Annotated in this window: 12 protein-coding genes; 11 read left to right on the plus strand and 1 reads right to left on the minus strand. The window is 52.0% G+C overall.

Translation table 11 applies throughout. The features are described from left to right. Nucleotides 1–5 precede the first annotated feature (5 nt). Entirely contained in the window at nucleotides 6–1,466 is a 1,461-nt protein-coding gene (locus QZJ86_RS06205; protein WP_301937349.1) for a sensor histidine kinase, read from the minus strand. 188 nt (nucleotides 1,467–1,654) lie between these two features. Here QZJ86_RS06205 and QZJ86_RS06210 point away from each other — a divergent pair, with 188 nt between their 5' ends. From QZJ86_RS06210 to QZJ86_RS06260, 11 genes are all read left to right on the plus strand, one after another. Next, nucleotides 1,655–5,284, plus strand: a complete 3,630-nt coding sequence (locus QZJ86_RS06210) for a hypothetical protein (protein ID WP_301937351.1) — start codon at nucleotides 1,655–1,657, stop codon at nucleotides 5,282–5,284. A 341-nt stretch (nucleotides 5,285–5,625) separates the two neighbouring features. Next, complete coding sequence (locus QZJ86_RS06215; protein WP_301937353.1) at nucleotides 5,626–6,144, plus strand: P-loop NTPase family protein; 519 nt, start codon at nucleotides 5,626–5,628, stop codon at nucleotides 6,142–6,144. Between the two features lie 112 nt (nucleotides 6,145–6,256). Then, complete coding sequence (locus QZJ86_RS06220) at nucleotides 6,257–6,778, plus strand: AAA family ATPase (RefSeq protein ID WP_301937354.1); 522 nt, start codon at nucleotides 6,257–6,259, stop codon at nucleotides 6,776–6,778. Between the two features lie 138 nt (nucleotides 6,779–6,916). Next, nucleotides 6,917–7,468 (plus strand): hypothetical protein, encoded by a 552-nt coding sequence (locus tag QZJ86_RS06225; RefSeq protein WP_301937355.1) that lies wholly within the window; start codon nucleotides 6,917–6,919, stop codon nucleotides 7,466–7,468. Next, nucleotides 7,465–7,947, plus strand: coding sequence for a hypothetical protein (locus QZJ86_RS06230; RefSeq protein ID WP_301937357.1), 483 nt, complete (start codon nucleotides 7,465–7,467; stop codon nucleotides 7,945–7,947). The genes QZJ86_RS06225 and QZJ86_RS06230 overlap by 4 nt, the downstream gene beginning before the upstream one ends. A gap of 178 nt (nucleotides 7,948–8,125) precedes the next feature. Continuing rightward, nucleotides 8,126–8,767, plus strand: a complete 642-nt coding sequence (locus tag QZJ86_RS06235; protein ID WP_301937359.1) for a hypothetical protein — start codon at nucleotides 8,126–8,128, stop codon at nucleotides 8,765–8,767. Between the two features lie 308 nt (nucleotides 8,768–9,075). After that, nucleotides 9,076–9,639: a hypothetical protein gene (locus QZJ86_RS06240; RefSeq protein ID WP_301937360.1), complete on the plus strand. Its 564-nt coding sequence runs from the start codon at nucleotides 9,076–9,078 to the stop codon at nucleotides 9,637–9,639. A gap of 115 nt (nucleotides 9,640–9,754) precedes the next feature. Then, nucleotides 9,755–10,582 (plus strand): class I SAM-dependent methyltransferase, encoded by an 828-nt coding sequence (locus tag QZJ86_RS06245; protein WP_301937362.1) that lies wholly within the window; start codon nucleotides 9,755–9,757, stop codon nucleotides 10,580–10,582. Between the two features lie 524 nt (nucleotides 10,583–11,106). After that, entirely contained in the window at nucleotides 11,107–12,528 is a 1,422-nt protein-coding gene (locus QZJ86_RS06250) for an undecaprenyl-phosphate glucose phosphotransferase (protein ID WP_301937363.1), read from the plus strand. A gap of 12 nt (nucleotides 12,529–12,540) precedes the next feature. After that, nucleotides 12,541–13,641: a polysaccharide biosynthesis/export family protein gene (locus QZJ86_RS06255; protein WP_301937365.1), complete on the plus strand. Its 1,101-nt coding sequence runs from the start codon at nucleotides 12,541–12,543 to the stop codon at nucleotides 13,639–13,641. A gap of 2 nt (nucleotides 13,642–13,643) precedes the next feature. Then, nucleotides 13,644–16,001, plus strand: coding sequence for a polysaccharide biosynthesis tyrosine autokinase (locus QZJ86_RS06260; RefSeq protein WP_301937366.1), 2,358 nt, complete (start codon nucleotides 13,644–13,646; stop codon nucleotides 15,999–16,001).

Here is a 16,001-nt window from a genome sequence, read left to right on the forward strand (position 1 = left end):
TTCCTTTAAATCTCCCCGTTGAGCGGTAATTGAACCCTGATCCGGGCTCCGTGTTGATCTTGTCTTGAATCGATAATATCGACATTGCCTTGGTGGTTGGCGACAAATTCCTTGACGATCGCCAGTCCCATACCCGGACCGGCCGGCGTCTCGTCCGATTGGGCGGCCGTGCCGCGGTAAAACGGTTCGAACACATGAGCGCGTTCATCGAGCGGGATGCCCGGTCCTTCGTCTTCCACTTCCAGTTCCATCTGCGATCCCAAATCGCGCAGCATGATGCGGATCTCGCCTTCGGTCGGTGAGTATTTCACCGCATTGGCCAGCAGTTGTTCGACGATACCGCGCAATTGTTCGGGAACGCCGGAAATTTCGACCGGCCTGACCAGCATACGCAGGATAATCGATTTGGCGTGCAGCAGCGGTTGGAATTCCTCGATCACTGCTTCCAGCAATTCTTTCATCTCGACGGTTTGTTTGCGCTTCATTGCCGGCTGGGCATTGATTTGGCTGTAACGCACCAATTCTTCAGACACGGCTTTTAATTTTTCGATATTGACGCTTAAGATCCTGACGATGTCTTGTTGCCGGGTGTTCGCGTCCAGCTCGGCTTCGTTGGCCATCTGTTCGGCGCTTTTTTCAATACTTTCCAGAGGCTGTTCGATTTCGCGGGCAACGTTATGGATGAACTGTTGTTTGGAAGCCTCAAGCTCCATGAAATGGGTGCGTAACCATTCCAGCCGATTGCCCAGATAAACTAAATCGGAAGGGCCTTCGACAACGATGGCCTCCGTCAAATCGCCCGCGCCCAGCCGGCGAATCGAGGTATCGAGCTGGCGCATCGCGCGCGACAGCACGATCAACAGCAGCGCAATCACCACAAACGAGATCGCCAATAGCACGCCGCCTCTGATCAGTAGTCCGTGTTCCAGCGACTCCGACAATTGGTGCAATTCGTTGAATTCATGGTCGACATGGTTCTCGAATTCGCGCGACAGGTTGGCGGCCGACTCGCGCAGACCCTGGAACGCTTCGTCTATCGGTAGCACCAGATTGTTTTCGTCGTCCGAACCGATAATTTGCTGATAAATCAGATTTTCTTTTTCCGATAATTCGTTGACCAGCAGCGCGATTTTGTTATCGACCTGTAGCTTCAGCAAATCGCTTAAGGCTTGTTTGAACGAGGCGCGGACGGCTTCGTAGGATTGACGTTCGTAGGGTTGGCGCAGGGTCGGGTCGGACAGCAACACGAATAGCTTGGCCTTGCGCTCGATGTCGGCGGCTTTTTGCAACACCAGGCGAATGGTCTTGGTCTGTTCGAACACCTGCGAATTGACTGTTCTGCCCAGTGCCGAGGTTTCGCGCATGCCGAACGCGGCGTACATCACGGCTAAAAACAGCGGAATAACGGCAATCACAAAGCCCAGGACGATCAGGGACTTCAACGATAAAAGATTTTTGAATTTCATCCGTGCGAAAGGAAATATAAACCACACCATAGTATAGATAAATCTGCGCTTCTGGAAATTTTCATATCGAAGCCGCTGAATAAACATCTGATTTTAATCTTACTTTCATCGGAAAATAATTTGCGCCGCCGATAATAAAGCATGAGTCGATGCAGACTTAAAACCTTTCAATGATCAGACGATAGAAAATGACTTTTCCGACACTGCCTGCGCTGCTATGGCTAGCGCTGACCGTTGCATTTGCCGATGCCCGGGCCGAATTGCCGATAACAGCCTCGGCAGAAAAACCTGCCTTGTTGCTCGAACTAGGCGGCGCGTCGCTTTCTAACGGCTTAGATAAGTCCTTGAAAGTATCGGTCGGTGAAGTCTCGGCTCAAGACGGCGCCACGTCGATTCAAACCGATCAAGACGGTATTAGCGTTTTGCATCCCGGCTTCGGTACCTGGAAGGTTAATTTTCGCTTCACACTGAAAGCCGGTTTTCCGGCCCAAGGCTATACCTTTTGGGCGCGTTGGCGGCAGGGCGGCGATCCGAATGTATGCGTGCAATTATTCGAAATTTGGGCCGGCGCCGATGCTGCCAAGCTGGCGCGGCGCGGCAGCGTATCGATCAAGCCCAAGGGCTGGGAAGCCGCCTGGATAGCCGGACAGACACCGATTAGTCTGCAAGCCGGCGACACCGTGATCGAGGTGCGTAACAGCGGTGCCGGCCATGATGCCAAGGTGTTCGATGCGTTTATGCTGGCGTCGCCATGGTCGGCGTTGCCGGCCAGCGCCACTGGAGAGCAGCCGTTGGTGCTGCTAGAGCTGGGAAAGGCGCCGGCATTGGCGGCAGCCGAACCGCCCGCGGCACTGCGGGTGTTGACCGGTAGTGCCTACGCAGGCCCCGGCGCCGAATCGATATTGACCGAGGCGGACGAGGCGCAGATTTTTCATCAAGGCTTCGGCAATTGGGGGGCGCGGTTTCGTTTCGAACTCAATCCTGAGCTTGCGCCTGGGCAATATCGGGTGTTTGCGCGTTACAAAACCGGCGGCGAAGTATCTCAAGTCAAACAAGATTTTATAGTCAAGGCTGGCGCCAAGCCGGAAGCGTTAGCCGCCCGAGCCGAATTCGCCTTGAGCAATACCACGCCCTGGGAATATCAATGGCTGCCAGCCGCGACCACCGTCACGCTGTTGCCGGGCGACCGTTGGCTGGAGATTAGTAATAGCGGTAAGGCCGACGGCGCTAAAGTCTTTGACGCCTTTTTATTGCAGTTGGACAAGCCGCTGGGAAATTGGATGTCCGCCGAACAGGCCCAGGCCCGCAATCGTTTCTTGGCATTGACCAAACCGGTTGGCGAGGCCGAGAAGCGGCTTTATCTTCTGGATGGCAAGGGCGCCCATGGCGATGCACTGTTTCGCGGCTTGGCGGCCGATGGCGCCCGTTCGGTCTACGAGACACTGCCGGTAACTTATTTAATTGGGCCGGAAGCCGAAACCATGGCAAGCGGCTTGAATGTGCCCACGCTGCCCGCCGCCGTGATCAGCGACGACCGTTACACCGTGCTGGGTGTGTTAACTCAGCCGAATAACGACGCCGAGGTGCTTAAATTTCTTAACGAGCCGGGCAAAATCGGTACCATGCCGGCACCGATTCCCGTTGCCGCAGAGGTGGCCAAACCGTTGCGGAACGGCGTGCCGGAGGCTTGGCTGGTCGGTGGTTGGCAGGACGGCCCGGCCGGCGTCTCGGTGTTTGGTTTAGACGCGGAAACGGTGTTGCGGCCCAATCCGGATCAGCCCTACCTGAGCCTGGAAATGATGGGCGGAAAAATGCGGACTTGGCAGACGGCTCGCACCCAGGCAGACGGCAGCGCCGATATAGCAGCCAATACCGAGCATGCTTACGGCTGGTCGCGCGGCAGCGCTTACACCCAGCTCTATCTGCATGTCGGTGAAACGACGCAAACCCTTTTGCATCTGCGCCAGTCCGGTATCAAAACCGCCGCCTGGCTGGACGGGCAGCCATTGACATTGACAGACGATCCTCGGCCGCCGGCCGGATTTTCGGCATCCGTAGGCGTGCAAGCCAAGGCGCTGTTGCACGGCCTGACCACAGAAGGCTTGGTCGCGACGGCGTTATCGGTGCGGCCGGAGGCAGCGCAACTGGCTGCGTTGAATCTGACGCCCGGCTGGCATAGCCTGTTAATTAAGTGGGTCATGCAACACGATCAAGGCCAGCGTTTTTATTTTTCAGGGTTATTCACCGATTCGGCCGGCCGGCCCATGACCGCTATCAAGACGCAAACGAGCGATCCCGATGCCGATCTGGCTTTACAGCGCGTCGCTGCCAAACTGCGGCCGCTGGTCTTAGTCGATGCGCCGGCCAATCTGCCGCATCCCGGCGATACCGTAAAACTGCAAGTGGATCTACGTTGGCAACCTATTCTGGAAGAAACCAGTCTATCTGCACCGTTGCCGCGTTTTCCGGCCAAGCTGCGTCTGCGTCTGCTCGATTACGGCGGTAAGCAAATCGCCGAGCGGGAAGTGAGCAGTCTGTTTCCCGGGCAGATCGAAGCGGATTTCGGCAAGTTTGCCGAGCCTGGGTATTACGCGGTCTATCCGTCCTTGTATACGCCCGAAGGTCGCTTGATCATGCATTATCCGGCCGACGGTTTTAGCGTGGTCGGTGGCGCAACTGCGCAAAAGCAACGTCTGCAACGGAAGAAACTCTGGAACAACGATTATTACGCGCTGGCCGACGGCGACAAAAGTTTTAAGCAGGCGGGCGGCTATTTTGCCTGGCTGGAACGAATGGGGATTTATCGAAGCTACGGCAGCTACCCAGGTTTCGATGAGCAATATCGATCGCTGTGGGAGCAGGCCAAGCAGCGTGGGCTGCAGTTGTTTGCAGACAGCGGTGGCGATAGCAACTGGCTGAACGACAATTCCGGCGACGGCCAGCATTTTATCAATGCAGCGGCGAGCTTCACTCGCTTCTTCAAAGCCAGCAACGAGATCGACATTCGCCACGAAGCGGATTGGCAAAAACTGCGTGAGCCGGCGCACTGGGTCGAACGGGCCAAATGGGAATATCAGCAGGCGCATCAACGCCGCAGCGACGCCCATTACGTGGGCGGCAGCTTGGTGCGGCCGGGTGAGGGCGACTGGTTCAAGCAAGTGCTGGAATTGGGTTTGGATCGGTATCAAGATGCTTGGGACGTGCATGCTTATCCGCAACAGCCGCCGCGTTTCGGCGGGCCGATCGGTAATGGCGCAAACGAAGACGAACGCGGGGTGCTGGCGGCTTACGCCAGCCTGGGCCAGAAAAACAGTTTGCCGTTCTGGTTGGGCGAAACCGGCGCCAAGGCGATGCATGGTTTCACCGGCAGGCGCTGGCAGGCGGAGCAGGTGGCAAAAATCATCGCTTGGGCCAACAGTCGTAGCGATTATCTGGGCTTGGCGTTTTGTATCGCTCACGAGTACGACTTGGCCTATGGCCGAATCTGGGATTACTCGCTAGGCCACAAGCCCGGCGAAGCGGCGATGTATACCGCCAGCGCCTTGATCGACGGTTTGCCGTACCGTGCCATCGACATCAAGGACGCCAATATCCAGGCGGCGTATTTCGGCGAAACCTTGATGATCTGGCGAACCGACGACACCCGTAGCGTCTGGCCGATGCAACTCGATGCCAAACAAGCCTGGCTGCTGGTCGATGTGGTTGGGCATAGTCAAACGCTGCCGGTCGATGCCGCCGGCAAGGCCAATATTCCTATTTCAGCGAGCCCGGTTTATCTACTGACACGCGCCGATTACGAACGGCTGACCAGATTTTAGCGTCAATCAAATCTCCAATTTCACCTTTTGGCTCAGTTTGGATGATATACGGAAGGGGAAAATCCTTACGATTCACAAATTCAGTGTTGCGACTCAGGTTTCGCGGTAGATATACTGTTAACAGCTTAATAACTTGTTAGGCATTTCGGAGTTGACTTCCCGAAACTTATCTGGGACGATTAAATTATGAATACAGACTTTGCGCGCCAATCTTTTCGAATTATTTTCATCATTCCATAGGAATGGTGGGTTTTGACAGGTCAGTAGTTTTTCAAACCCGCCCAAGAGGCGGGTTTTTATTATCAGCTTCTTGGGCTTTAGCTAAAGCCATAGGAGGCAACATGAAAAAAGTAGCAATATTTGGTAATGCGGGAGGTGGCAAGTCTACGCTGGCTAAGCAGTTGGCCGAAGCCACTAGCCTTCCCCTATACTCTCTGGACAAAATAAAGTACCGGGCAGGAGGCGGAGAAGTCCCACATGCTGAATATCTCAACATCCATTCTGGTCTCTTAAGCCAAGAGGAATGGATCATTGATGGATTTGGTTGTGTCTCATCAGCATGGGAACGTTTCTCTGTTGCAGATACGCTAATTTTCATTGATCTACCGTTATTAACACATGGTACGTGGGTGACAAAACGGTTGCTAAAAGGTTTATTTGTAAATCCCGAAGGCTGGCCTGATAACAGCCCAATATTAAAGGGAACACTTAATAGTTACCGGGTTCTCTGGCTGTGCCATAGAAAGTTGACCCCCGTATACCGACAACTTGTCTCCGACTCTATGAAATCAAAGAAAGTTCATCACTTGAGATCGCCACGCGCCATTAGAGAGTTTCTAAATGATATTCGGTCGGAATAATAGTCATCACATAGGTATGCCTAACAATCGCGTAAACTCGGGCTGCCCAAAGCTGCGTCGCTTCGCTCTGCAGCTTTGGGCAGCCGGTTACGCAAAGCGTTAACCTCTTGAAATGAAAAAAAGACCCACTTTATATATATTTTCCGGTCTTCCAGGTGTTGGTAAAACCACACTGGCAAAAAAACTTGCTCGCAACTTAAACGCTACCTTTCTAAGAATTGATACTATAGAGCAAGCTTTAAGAGATTTATGTTCTTTTAACGTTGAAGGTGAAGGCTATCGATTATCTTACAGGGTAGCAAAAGATAATCTACAAAATGGTAATGATGTTATTGCTGACTCATGTAATCCTATTCAGCTTACAAGAGAAGAATGGCAAGAGGTTGCAAAATCAGCTGATGCAGATTTTATAAATATTGAAATAATATGCACTGATTCAAGCATTCATAAACAAAGGGTTGAATCAAGAGCCTCAAAAATTCCAAATCTTTCTCTTCCGAGCTGGCAAGAGATCCTAGACAGAGAATATCATGAATGGAAAACAGATCGAGTGGTGATAGATACAACAAATAAAACCATCGATGAAAGCTACGGAAAACTTATTAAGTTAATTAAAAACAATATTTTAGGTTAACAAACCATTCCACTGGACCCGCAAACAGCGCGGGCCAGTGAATTCAACGTGTTGGGCGTCTACTATGCCAGGCATTGACAAGAATATGTACCAAGAACCTATCTTTCCATTCTGGCATCTTGCAAAAGGGGTATATAAATGAGGCCTATAAAAATGCATGTTGGGGCAAAGCCAATAGGTGATGCGATTACCTGGGCATATCCTGATGGTGGAGCTGAATATTATCTTATTCCAACCTACGAATTAACCGTTGCTGGCACAGAATCCAATGGCGCTAAGAGCAAGAGGACATTTGAAGTTATCCGGTTTGGCGTGCATCAAAAGGGGAAGCTCGGAAAACCTGTAGTAGTAGGCCTTGCTAATCACCAAGTCCACACGATCAAAGCATGGTTGCCACACTACACGGTCCATAGCGCTTCATCACCTGAGAAAGGGGCTTGGCAAGTCTATGAGAGTTTTCTTATACATGATGGGCCAGATGACCCTCATCGCCAAGTCTACGCTTCGATAGGTTGCATAGAAATATGTGGCGGTCCTAATGGATTTGTTGACTTTAATGATTACATTATTAATTTATCAGGACCAAAAGCGAGTAATCGAGCTGATCAGTTAGCAGAGATTGGTGCAGCACGAAGCATGTCTATTGAATATGCGAAAACAAATCGTCCTGCATTGAAGAGGTATCCATGAAATCCGCCAAATGGATTGTTGCGCTATTTTCCTTCGTCTTTATTTCCTGCGCCACTGCTGAGCAGCCTTCCATTGAACAGATTGCAGAACATTTCGTTTTGAACATCAGCCAGGGTTGGAACTCATATAGTATTTGCGAGCACAGGGACAGAGCAGAGCAATACTCATACCTCAAACAATTATTACCGAAGAGTCAGTTGCCTACGCGAACAACAATAACAACACGACATCTTGTCGTACAGAACCACAGCGATTCTATTGGAATAGACCTTTCGATCTACCAAGTCACATTCGAATCTATTGAGGCCGCAAAGCCAGCATTTGCAGAGATTTCAGATCACCCAATCGGAACGATTCCAGATGGGAAAGTACTTACAAAATATGCCGCTAGATTGGAAGGGCGTAGTCTTTATGTAATTCGCACGCAGTCTGTTTTTGACCCAACTGTAGCCACTTTTCTGAAGTCATTCTCAGAGTAAATATCTTCATAAAAGTGTTTTAGGCCATTTTTTGACATCAACGCCCAACAACGGCATCAACCCGGACAGTGAAAAGCGACGCTCCTTCGTCGCACCACTTTTCACTGCCGGTTATAGAGAACGTTAGAGACGCATTGGACGTCTCGCTCTACCAAACAACATAAAGTTGGAATGTTTCATGAAGAGAGTCTGTACGCTGCTTGCATTAATGCTCATTAGTGGGATTTCCGCTGGTGTAGAACCATATACCTGTAGAAACGGGTCCTTTCCGTCCTTCGAAAGGATTCAATATGCGGAGATTTCCGGTAGTAAAAATGTACGTTCATACTTCTACGATGACGAGAAGGGATGTCCAGAGAGATCATCGTGCATGCTAAAGTCCTACTTGGTTAAAGGAGACAAAGTTCTCTTCTCAGAATTAGGCGATGACCAATGGGTATGCGTTTGGTACTTTGGGAAGCGGCATGAGTACGTCGGTCTCATGAATAGGAGCAACTTCAATTTGCTCCAAGAGAAGACTCCAAGCCTTCAAGACTGGGCTGGAATATGGCGGCCAACGGCGGGAAACAACGAAATCCGTATCAAGATACTTCCGGACGGAAGGCTTTCTGTATCTGGGAATGCAAGTTGGCATGGCGGTAAGAATGATTACAACGAAGAAATTGTGCATGAGGGCGAGATGTCTGGGGATGGAATCCCCTCCTCAACCATGGCAGAGCTGCGTTGCGACATCATTGACCAGGATGTATCTGTCATTCGTCAAAAGTATACTGGCAACTGGGCGGTCCAAGAGGCACTGGCTGCTGCCTCTGAGCTCTAGGCCGTCTAACATTCATTCAAGCCCTGTTGGGCAAATGTTGTTTTTTGCCCAACATTTCCGATGCGTCCACCCTAAAAATGCAGGGCAAAAAAAAGCGTTGTCTAACACACCCGACTATTTCTCGCGCTAAATCGTCTGGCATGCTTGGCATTATCCCGATCCGTTTATCATGCCAAAAATGTACGTTATCCCGCCTAGTCAATCAAGTATTTCGTCTTCTTCTTGCAATTTTTATTTGCAACGGAATCGGATTTGGCGTAGATAAACAGACCTAGACTTAATTGCTTGTTATGCGTCTTGATCCGCAAATGCTGAAACGACAATTGCTGGCCGCATTTCTGGCGGTGCCCTTTGCAGCTTGGGCATTTCTTAAGCCAGTTCGAGTTCTCGCTCCCGAGTGGAATGGCCTCTCGTGCGAGAGCGACATGATTTGCACAGACGATCCATCACGTTACGTTGTCGCGTCAAATCTGTATGAGAGTGCCCGCCAGTTTGTTGAAGGTGCAGTTGGCCCAATGGAACACAGGCCCCGCGTATTTTTCTGCTCCACGGACAGCTGCTTCCAGTCGTTCGGTCTTGGCAGGCGGTCTGCTGCAACGCTTGGAACGATGGCTATCGTGGTCAGTCCTCGCGCGTGGCAGCTGCACTATCTCCGCCACGAAATGCTTCATCACGTTCAGAACGAGCGGCTCGGTAGCCTCAAGGTGTGGATGGTCAGCCCCGAATGGTTTGTTGAGGGTATGGCCTATTCGCTCAGCGAAGACCCACGGCCGATACTGAGTGAACCGTGGCAGCATGACCGAACTGAGTTTGAGACATGGTTTCGGCAGGTAGGCAAAGATCGTTTGTGGGAGGCAGCAGCAAATCTATGAAGACGCATATCAGATGCTGAACAACCGCTGTTCTTGTGTAAACCCGCCGCAGTGAAGAATGCTGATTATAGTGTTCCGGTTCTAATAAACAACATACTCGGCCTATGATCGTTCCATGACAAACAAATCAAACTTCTGGCAACTATGGGCGCCGCATCTTGCTTTGTTTGAGGATAACCACCTCGATCTGCAAACGATCAATATCATTGCTGACAAAATTTCCCAGCCGGTTTTAATAGTCGGCGGAGGACAAGGTTTGTTAGTTGATGCCTTGCGTAAAAAGGGGCTTCATGTCGACGGCGTCGATTCAAGCTCTGAAATGGTCAGGCTGGCCGAACAGCGCAGAGGCATCAAACTGGTGCATGCCGATGGATCAAGTTTGCCCTTTGCCGACGAAAGCTACGCGACCACGATTATCTCGACCGGCGTGGTCGATTTCCTGAACGATGAAAAGCAAATCCTGCAGATCATTAACGAAGCCAGACGCGTGACAAAAAAGGGAGGGAGGCTGCTTGTCTCCTATTATAAGGTTCACCCCGCTGCAGAAAAATTTTTTAAACGTATCGGGATCATCACCGAAAATCACACCATGAGGTTTAGAAGACTTTTCGAGCTGAGCAGACTCGCTCCATTTAAGTTCTTCGCCACTATTAGACAGGACGGAAACCTGAGTCTGTGCGGCGCAATCGCTGAATTGCTGCGAATACAATGGTTTTTACCGAAGCAGGAGCGCCTGTTGTCGAATGCCATGTGCAAGATATTAAAAACGGCGGACAATGCGGATGAACTGATTGGTTCGATAGCAGAATCGATTCCCCATCATACGCGGGAGAGCATCAGCACTTTATGCAAAAAACACAAGCTGCCTGTCAATGCCATTTTGGTTTATGAGATGTGTTTCGTCGTCGACGTTGGCGTTGATCAGTTTATTGAGGGTCAATAGCACAATAAGTCTAACATATAAGCAAAGTGCAATATAACTGCGTCCTCATCTCGTCAACGACACCCCGGTTTTAGGTAAACTCAAGTATGAACTTGGATTCCTATGGGTCTTACTTTTGATAGTCTGCAGTTTGACAGTAACTTGTCAATCAAATAGCGGCTCCATCAGGCAGCTATGGGTCGGCACTAAGCCAATCCCAATATGCTGATGGTCATGGCTAAACCGATCAGCCAATCTTCCGCCCACCCGTGCATTTACGGTCGCGTGCCAACTCTCTGCGACTGAACGAAATTGGCGTCGATCGAGCAAATTCACATCGGACTTGTTCCGGCCAGCAATCTTCATTTACCGCTAATACACCGTTCATCTGATCTTAATCAATCCCGCAGATTTCCCTCATCTTGCCTCTGTAATCTTTGTACCTGATGGTAGCGGCCCGGATTTACCGGCAATCGCATCGAATTTAGCGACGAACGGCTGGGCCGTTCGTTATTGAACATGGACAAAGCAGAGGTTTAGCGAACATGCCACTCGGTTTGGGAAATATTTTCAACGGACTCTTCAAGCAATACGGCCATACGGTGATTCTGCTGTTGCGGGTGATCGACGTCGCCATGTTGTTTGCCGCCGCCTGGGTGACCCATTATTTCTGGTTGCGTGAATACGTCATCGATCAGGATTATCGGATCGTGATTGCGCTGGGTATCTTGGGTGCCATCATTTTTTTCGAAATCGGCCAAGTGTATCGGCCTTGGCGCAACGATGCGATGCGCGGCGAGATTGCCCGCATCGTTAGGGCTTGGATTTCGGCTTTGGTGGCGGTGGTGTCCATCGTTGCGCTGGTGCGGATGCATTTCTGGTTCGGCTCCAGTTACCGCTGGATCGCCTCCTGGGGTGCGCTGGGCTTGGCGTTCGTACTGGTAGCGCGCGGTGTGCTGTCGCAAATACTGCGCTGGCTGCGGTCTCGCGGCTGGTCGCAAGGTCGCATCGTGATGGTCGGTTTGAATCAAATGGCGGTGGCGGTGGCGCGGCAGTTGAATCATTCGTCCTGGGCCGGCCTGCAAGTGATCGGTTATGTCGACGACCGCGCCGAAGACAGGCATTCGGTCAGCGATTTATCGCTGCCGCGCCTGGGCAAGTTAGACGATTTACCGGCCATCATCGCGGATCAGTCCATCGACGAAGTTTGGGTGGCGTATCAAGGCGAATCCTTGACCGAGCGCGCCCAATATCAACTCCGGCATCTGCCGGTCAGCATTCGATTGGTGATTGACTGCTTTGCTTTCAAACAAAGCAAATTCCTGAGCCTTAACACCGTGGCAGGGATTCCGACCCTGGATTTCTCGGTATCGCCGCTGCATGGCGTCAATCGTTATATCAAGGAGCTTGAGGACAGATTGCTGGCTTTCATACTGTTGTTGCTGATCAGTCCGCTGATGCTGATCCTGGCGATTGGCGTCAAGCTCAGCTCACGCGGACCGGTGTTTTATCGGCAGGAGCGGGTGGGCTGGAATAATCGCTCGTTCACCATGTTGAAATTCCGGTCGATGCCGGTCGATGCCGAAGCGAAAACCGGTGCGGTATGGGCGAGGCCCGGCGAGAATCGCGCCACCCCGTTTGGCGGCTTCCTGCGTAAAACCAGCCTGGACGAACTGCCGCAATTGATCAACGTGTTGCGTGGCGATATGTCGCTGGTTGGCCCTCGTCCGGAGCGTCCTGACTTTGTCGAAGTGTTCAAGGATCAAGTCCCCAACTATATGAAAAAGCACATGGTGAAAGCCGGCATCACCGGTTGGGCGCAAGTCAACGGCTGGCGCGGCGACACCGATTTGAATCGCCGCATCGAGCACGATTTGTACTACATCCAACATTGGTCGCTGTGGTTTGATCTGGAGATCGCCTTCCGTACCGTGCTGACCGGTTTTATCAATAAAAACGCCTACTAAGGAACTTTTACCATGTTTAGATTGATTTTCATCATGCTGTTTTTACTGTTGCCAGGTTGTTTTTTGGCGCCGGGCATGGATATGAATAACGATAACGGCTTGACCGAAATCGAGCTGCCAACCAATAAAGGCGGGCAGTTGGTGAAAGAGAAAGTCCGCATCGTGCCGATTACCGCCGATTTGATCATCGAGCGGGAAACCGCCCGCCGCCAAACGATCAACAGCTTGCCGCCGGTGGACCCCAGCAAAACCAGTTATCGCATCGGTCCGCAGGATAGATTGCAAATCACCGTTTGGGAACACCCGGAACTGAACGATCCCGGCGGCGAAAAAATCATGCCGGAGCTGGCCGGTAAAGTCGTGGATGAGAACGGCGACCTGTATTACCCCTATGTCGGCAGCATTCATGTCGCCGGCAAAACCGTCAGCGAAGCCCGCGAAGACTTGACCCGAGAACTGTCCAAGTACTTCAAAAAGGTCAAACTGGATATTCGGGTGTTGTCCTTCCAGGCGCATCGGGTGGCGGTGGTGGGTGAAATTGCGCGTCCCGGCGTGCAAACCATGAACGAAACGCCTTTGACCGTGGCGGAGGCCATCACACGGGCCGGCGGTTCTACCAAAGACTCGGATTTTGCCAATGTGGCGCTGGCCCGCGACGGCAAACTTTACAAGCTCGATGTGCAGTCCATGTACGAAAAAGGTCTGACTACCCAGAACTTGTTGTTGAAAGACGGCGACGTGCTGAATGTCGGCGATCAAAAAGACAGCAAGGTGTTTGTGATGGGCGAGGCTAATCGCCAGCAAGCCATCCAGATCAACAAAGGCCGGATGAGTCTGTCTCAGGCCTTGGCCGAGGCGTCCGGGGTGGATTTCAATACCTCGCGGCCCGGCGACATCTATGTGATTCGCGCCGGCGACATGCACCCCGAGATTTTCCAACTGGATGCCGAATCGCCTGATGCGATGATTCTGGCCGATCAGTTTCCGTTGCAAGCCCATGACACGCTGTTCATCGGTACTGCCGGCGTCACGCAATGGTCTAGAGTGCTGAACCAAATTTTACCGGGCTCGTTCACCGCAATCATGTCGCAAGCCGCGATGATGGGGATGTAAAAATGATGTATGCACAAAAGGAAGCCATTCCAGTACTACAGCCGTTAAATCAGGTTAGGATCGAAGAGCAGGGCGTCAGCATCCGCGATTATGTCGATCTGCTGATCGAAGGCAGAAAGACCATTTTCATCGCGCTCTGCTCGGTATTGCTGGTCACCACGGTTTATCTGGTGCTGGCGCCGCGTACTTACAAGGCCGATGCCTTGTTGCGGATCGACAAGAACAAGGCGCTGTTGACAGCCAACTTGCGTAGCGACAACAACCAAGCGCCGGCAGAAGCGGAAAGCCCGCGTGCACAGCGCGAAGTGGAGATTCTGCGATCGCGTTCGGTGCTGGGCAAAGTGGTGGACAACCTGAATCTGGCCATCGAAACCGAGCCGTACTTTTTTCCGGTGATCGGTGAAACACTGGCTCGCCGGCACGACGTCCACGACGGCGCATCCGCTGCCTGGTGGGGATTCGGTCGCTGGGCCTGGGGCGGTGAGAAACTCAAAGTCACCGCGTTCGAGGTACCGGATCGTTATCTGGAAAAAGAATTTACGCTGATCGCGCTGGAAGCGGGCCGTTTCCAAATACTCGATCCGCGCGGCGACGAATTGCTGGAAGGCTTGGTGGGCGACGTATTGACCGCTGAGATCGGCGAGAAAACCCCGGTGACGATTAAAGTCGACACGCTGGATGCGCATCCAGGCACTCATTTCCAATTGACTCGCCGCACCGCGCTGTCGGCCATCGAAACCCTGCAAAAAGCCTTTGCGGTGAAGGAAGTCTCCAAGGACACCGACATCCTCAGCGTGGAATTGAAAGGCCGCGATCCTGAGCAATTGGCTAAATCGGTCAACGATATTGCGGCGATTTATGTGAACGCCACGGTGAATTGGGAATCGGCGGAAGCATCGCAAAAACTGAATTTCCTGGAAAGCCAACTGCCCATCGTCAAGGAACGTCTGGAAAAAGCCGAGCAAGGCCTCAGCGCTTATCGCCAGCAACACGGCGCGGTAGATATTTCCGCAGAGGCCGAGATCCTGTTGAAACAGGCTTCGGATATGGAAACCCTGGGTATTCAGCTCAAGCAAAAATACGACGAACAAAGTCAGCGTTTGGAATCTGAGCATCCGGACATGATCTCTACCAATGCCCAGATCAAGCGCGTCAATAACAAGCTGGCGGCTTTGGAAAAACGCATTAAAGATTTACCGAAAACCCAGCAAAACATGGTGAGTTTGTCGCGCGACGTACAGGTCAATACCGAGCTGTACACCTCCTTGCTGAATAGCGCCCAGGAACAACGCATCGCCGCGGCCGGCTCCTTGGGTAATTCGCGCATCGTCGATTTTGCCGTTACCCCGGAAAAGCCTTATTGGCCCAAACCCAGCTTGTTGTTGGCGATTGCCGGTTTGTTGGGTTTGAGCTTGGGTTCTGCGTTGATTTTCCTGAGACATTCTTTGCAACGTCATGACAACTATCCGGCCTTGCTGGAATACCAAGTGGGTTTGCCGATGTTCGCGGCGATTCCGCATAGCAAAAGACAGCACAAATTAGGGCGCTTGCTCGGCAAGGACAAAGATAACGGCATTTTGGTCAGCCAAGATCCGCTGGATATTTCCGTCGAGTCGCTGCGCGGTTTGCGCACTACCTTGGAAGCGACGCTGGCCAATCACGAAAGCAAGGTGATCATGGTTTGCAGTCCGGCGCCGGGCATGGGCAAGTCCTTCGTCAGTGCCAACTTGGCGGCCTTGCTGGCTAGCATCAAGAAACGGGTGTTGGTGATCGACGCCGACATGCGCAACGGCCGCTTGCACGATACCTTCTCAATAGGCAAACAACCGGGTTTGTCCGATTTGTTGTCCGGCCGGGCCACGCTTGGCGAAGTCATCGTCAGTTTGCCGGATGTCGGTATCGATTTGATCCCGCGCGGTAATATGGTGCTGAACCCCGCAGAATTGTTGGTGTTGGGTGAACTATCCGAAACGCTGGAACAACTGAAGAGCTTTTATAACCATATCGTCATCGATTCGCCGCCGATTCTGGGCGCCACCGATGCAGCGATTCTGGGCAAACACGCCGACGCGACGTTCCTGGTCGTGAAGGAAGGCCGCTATACCGCCCAGGAACTGGAAGTCAGCGCTCGCCGTTTCCAGCAGGTTGGCATCAAACCTAACGGTTTCATCATCAACGATATGAAGGAAGGCTCGTCTTATTATCCATATTACGGCTATGCCTACCAGCGTGCCGATCAGGAGCCGAAGGACGAATCCACCTGGAGCGATAAATATCAAGCAGTGGGCGATTGGTTGGGCAAGCAGTTGGATAGGGAGTTGTTGCCTGTCGTGACTGCCGAAACCGACGAAAGAGTGTAA

Origin of the sequence: Methylomonas montana (genome assembly GCF_030490285.1) — a bacterium.
In the GTDB taxonomy this organism is placed as follows: Bacteria; Pseudomonadota; Gammaproteobacteria; order Methylococcales; family Methylomonadaceae; genus Methylomonas; species Methylomonas montana.

What these genes read in the sequence shown, in the direction of transcription:
- QZJ86_RS06205 (WP_301937349.1), bottom strand. Translation starts at nt 1,466, where the DNA reads ATGAAATTCAAAAATCTTTTATCGTTGAAGTCCCTGATCGTCCTGGGC.
- QZJ86_RS06210 (WP_301937351.1), top strand. Translation starts at nt 1,655, where the DNA reads ATGACTTTTCCGACACTGCCTGCGCTGCTATGGCTAGCGCTGACCGTT.
- QZJ86_RS06215 (WP_301937353.1), top strand. Translation starts at nt 5,626, where the DNA reads ATGAAAAAAGTAGCAATATTTGGTAATGCGGGAGGTGGCAAGTCTACG.
- QZJ86_RS06220 (WP_301937354.1), top strand. Translation starts at nt 6,257, where the DNA reads ATGAAAAAAAGACCCACTTTATATATATTTTCCGGTCTTCCAGGTGTT.
- QZJ86_RS06225 (WP_301937355.1), top strand. Translation starts at nt 6,917, where the DNA reads ATGAGGCCTATAAAAATGCATGTTGGGGCAAAGCCAATAGGTGATGCG.
- QZJ86_RS06230 (WP_301937357.1), top strand. Translation starts at nt 7,465, where the DNA reads ATGAAATCCGCCAAATGGATTGTTGCGCTATTTTCCTTCGTCTTTATT.
- QZJ86_RS06235 (WP_301937359.1), top strand. Translation starts at nt 8,126, where the DNA reads ATGAAGAGAGTCTGTACGCTGCTTGCATTAATGCTCATTAGTGGGATT.
- QZJ86_RS06240 (WP_301937360.1), top strand. Translation starts at nt 9,076, where the DNA reads ATGCTGAAACGACAATTGCTGGCCGCATTTCTGGCGGTGCCCTTTGCA.
- QZJ86_RS06245 (WP_301937362.1), top strand. Translation starts at nt 9,755, where the DNA reads ATGACAAACAAATCAAACTTCTGGCAACTATGGGCGCCGCATCTTGCT.
- QZJ86_RS06250 (WP_301937363.1), top strand. Translation starts at nt 11,107, where the DNA reads ATGCCACTCGGTTTGGGAAATATTTTCAACGGACTCTTCAAGCAATAC.
- QZJ86_RS06255 (WP_301937365.1), top strand. Translation starts at nt 12,541, where the DNA reads ATGTTTAGATTGATTTTCATCATGCTGTTTTTACTGTTGCCAGGTTGT.
- QZJ86_RS06260 (WP_301937366.1), top strand. Translation starts at nt 13,644, where the DNA reads ATGATGTATGCACAAAAGGAAGCCATTCCAGTACTACAGCCGTTAAAT.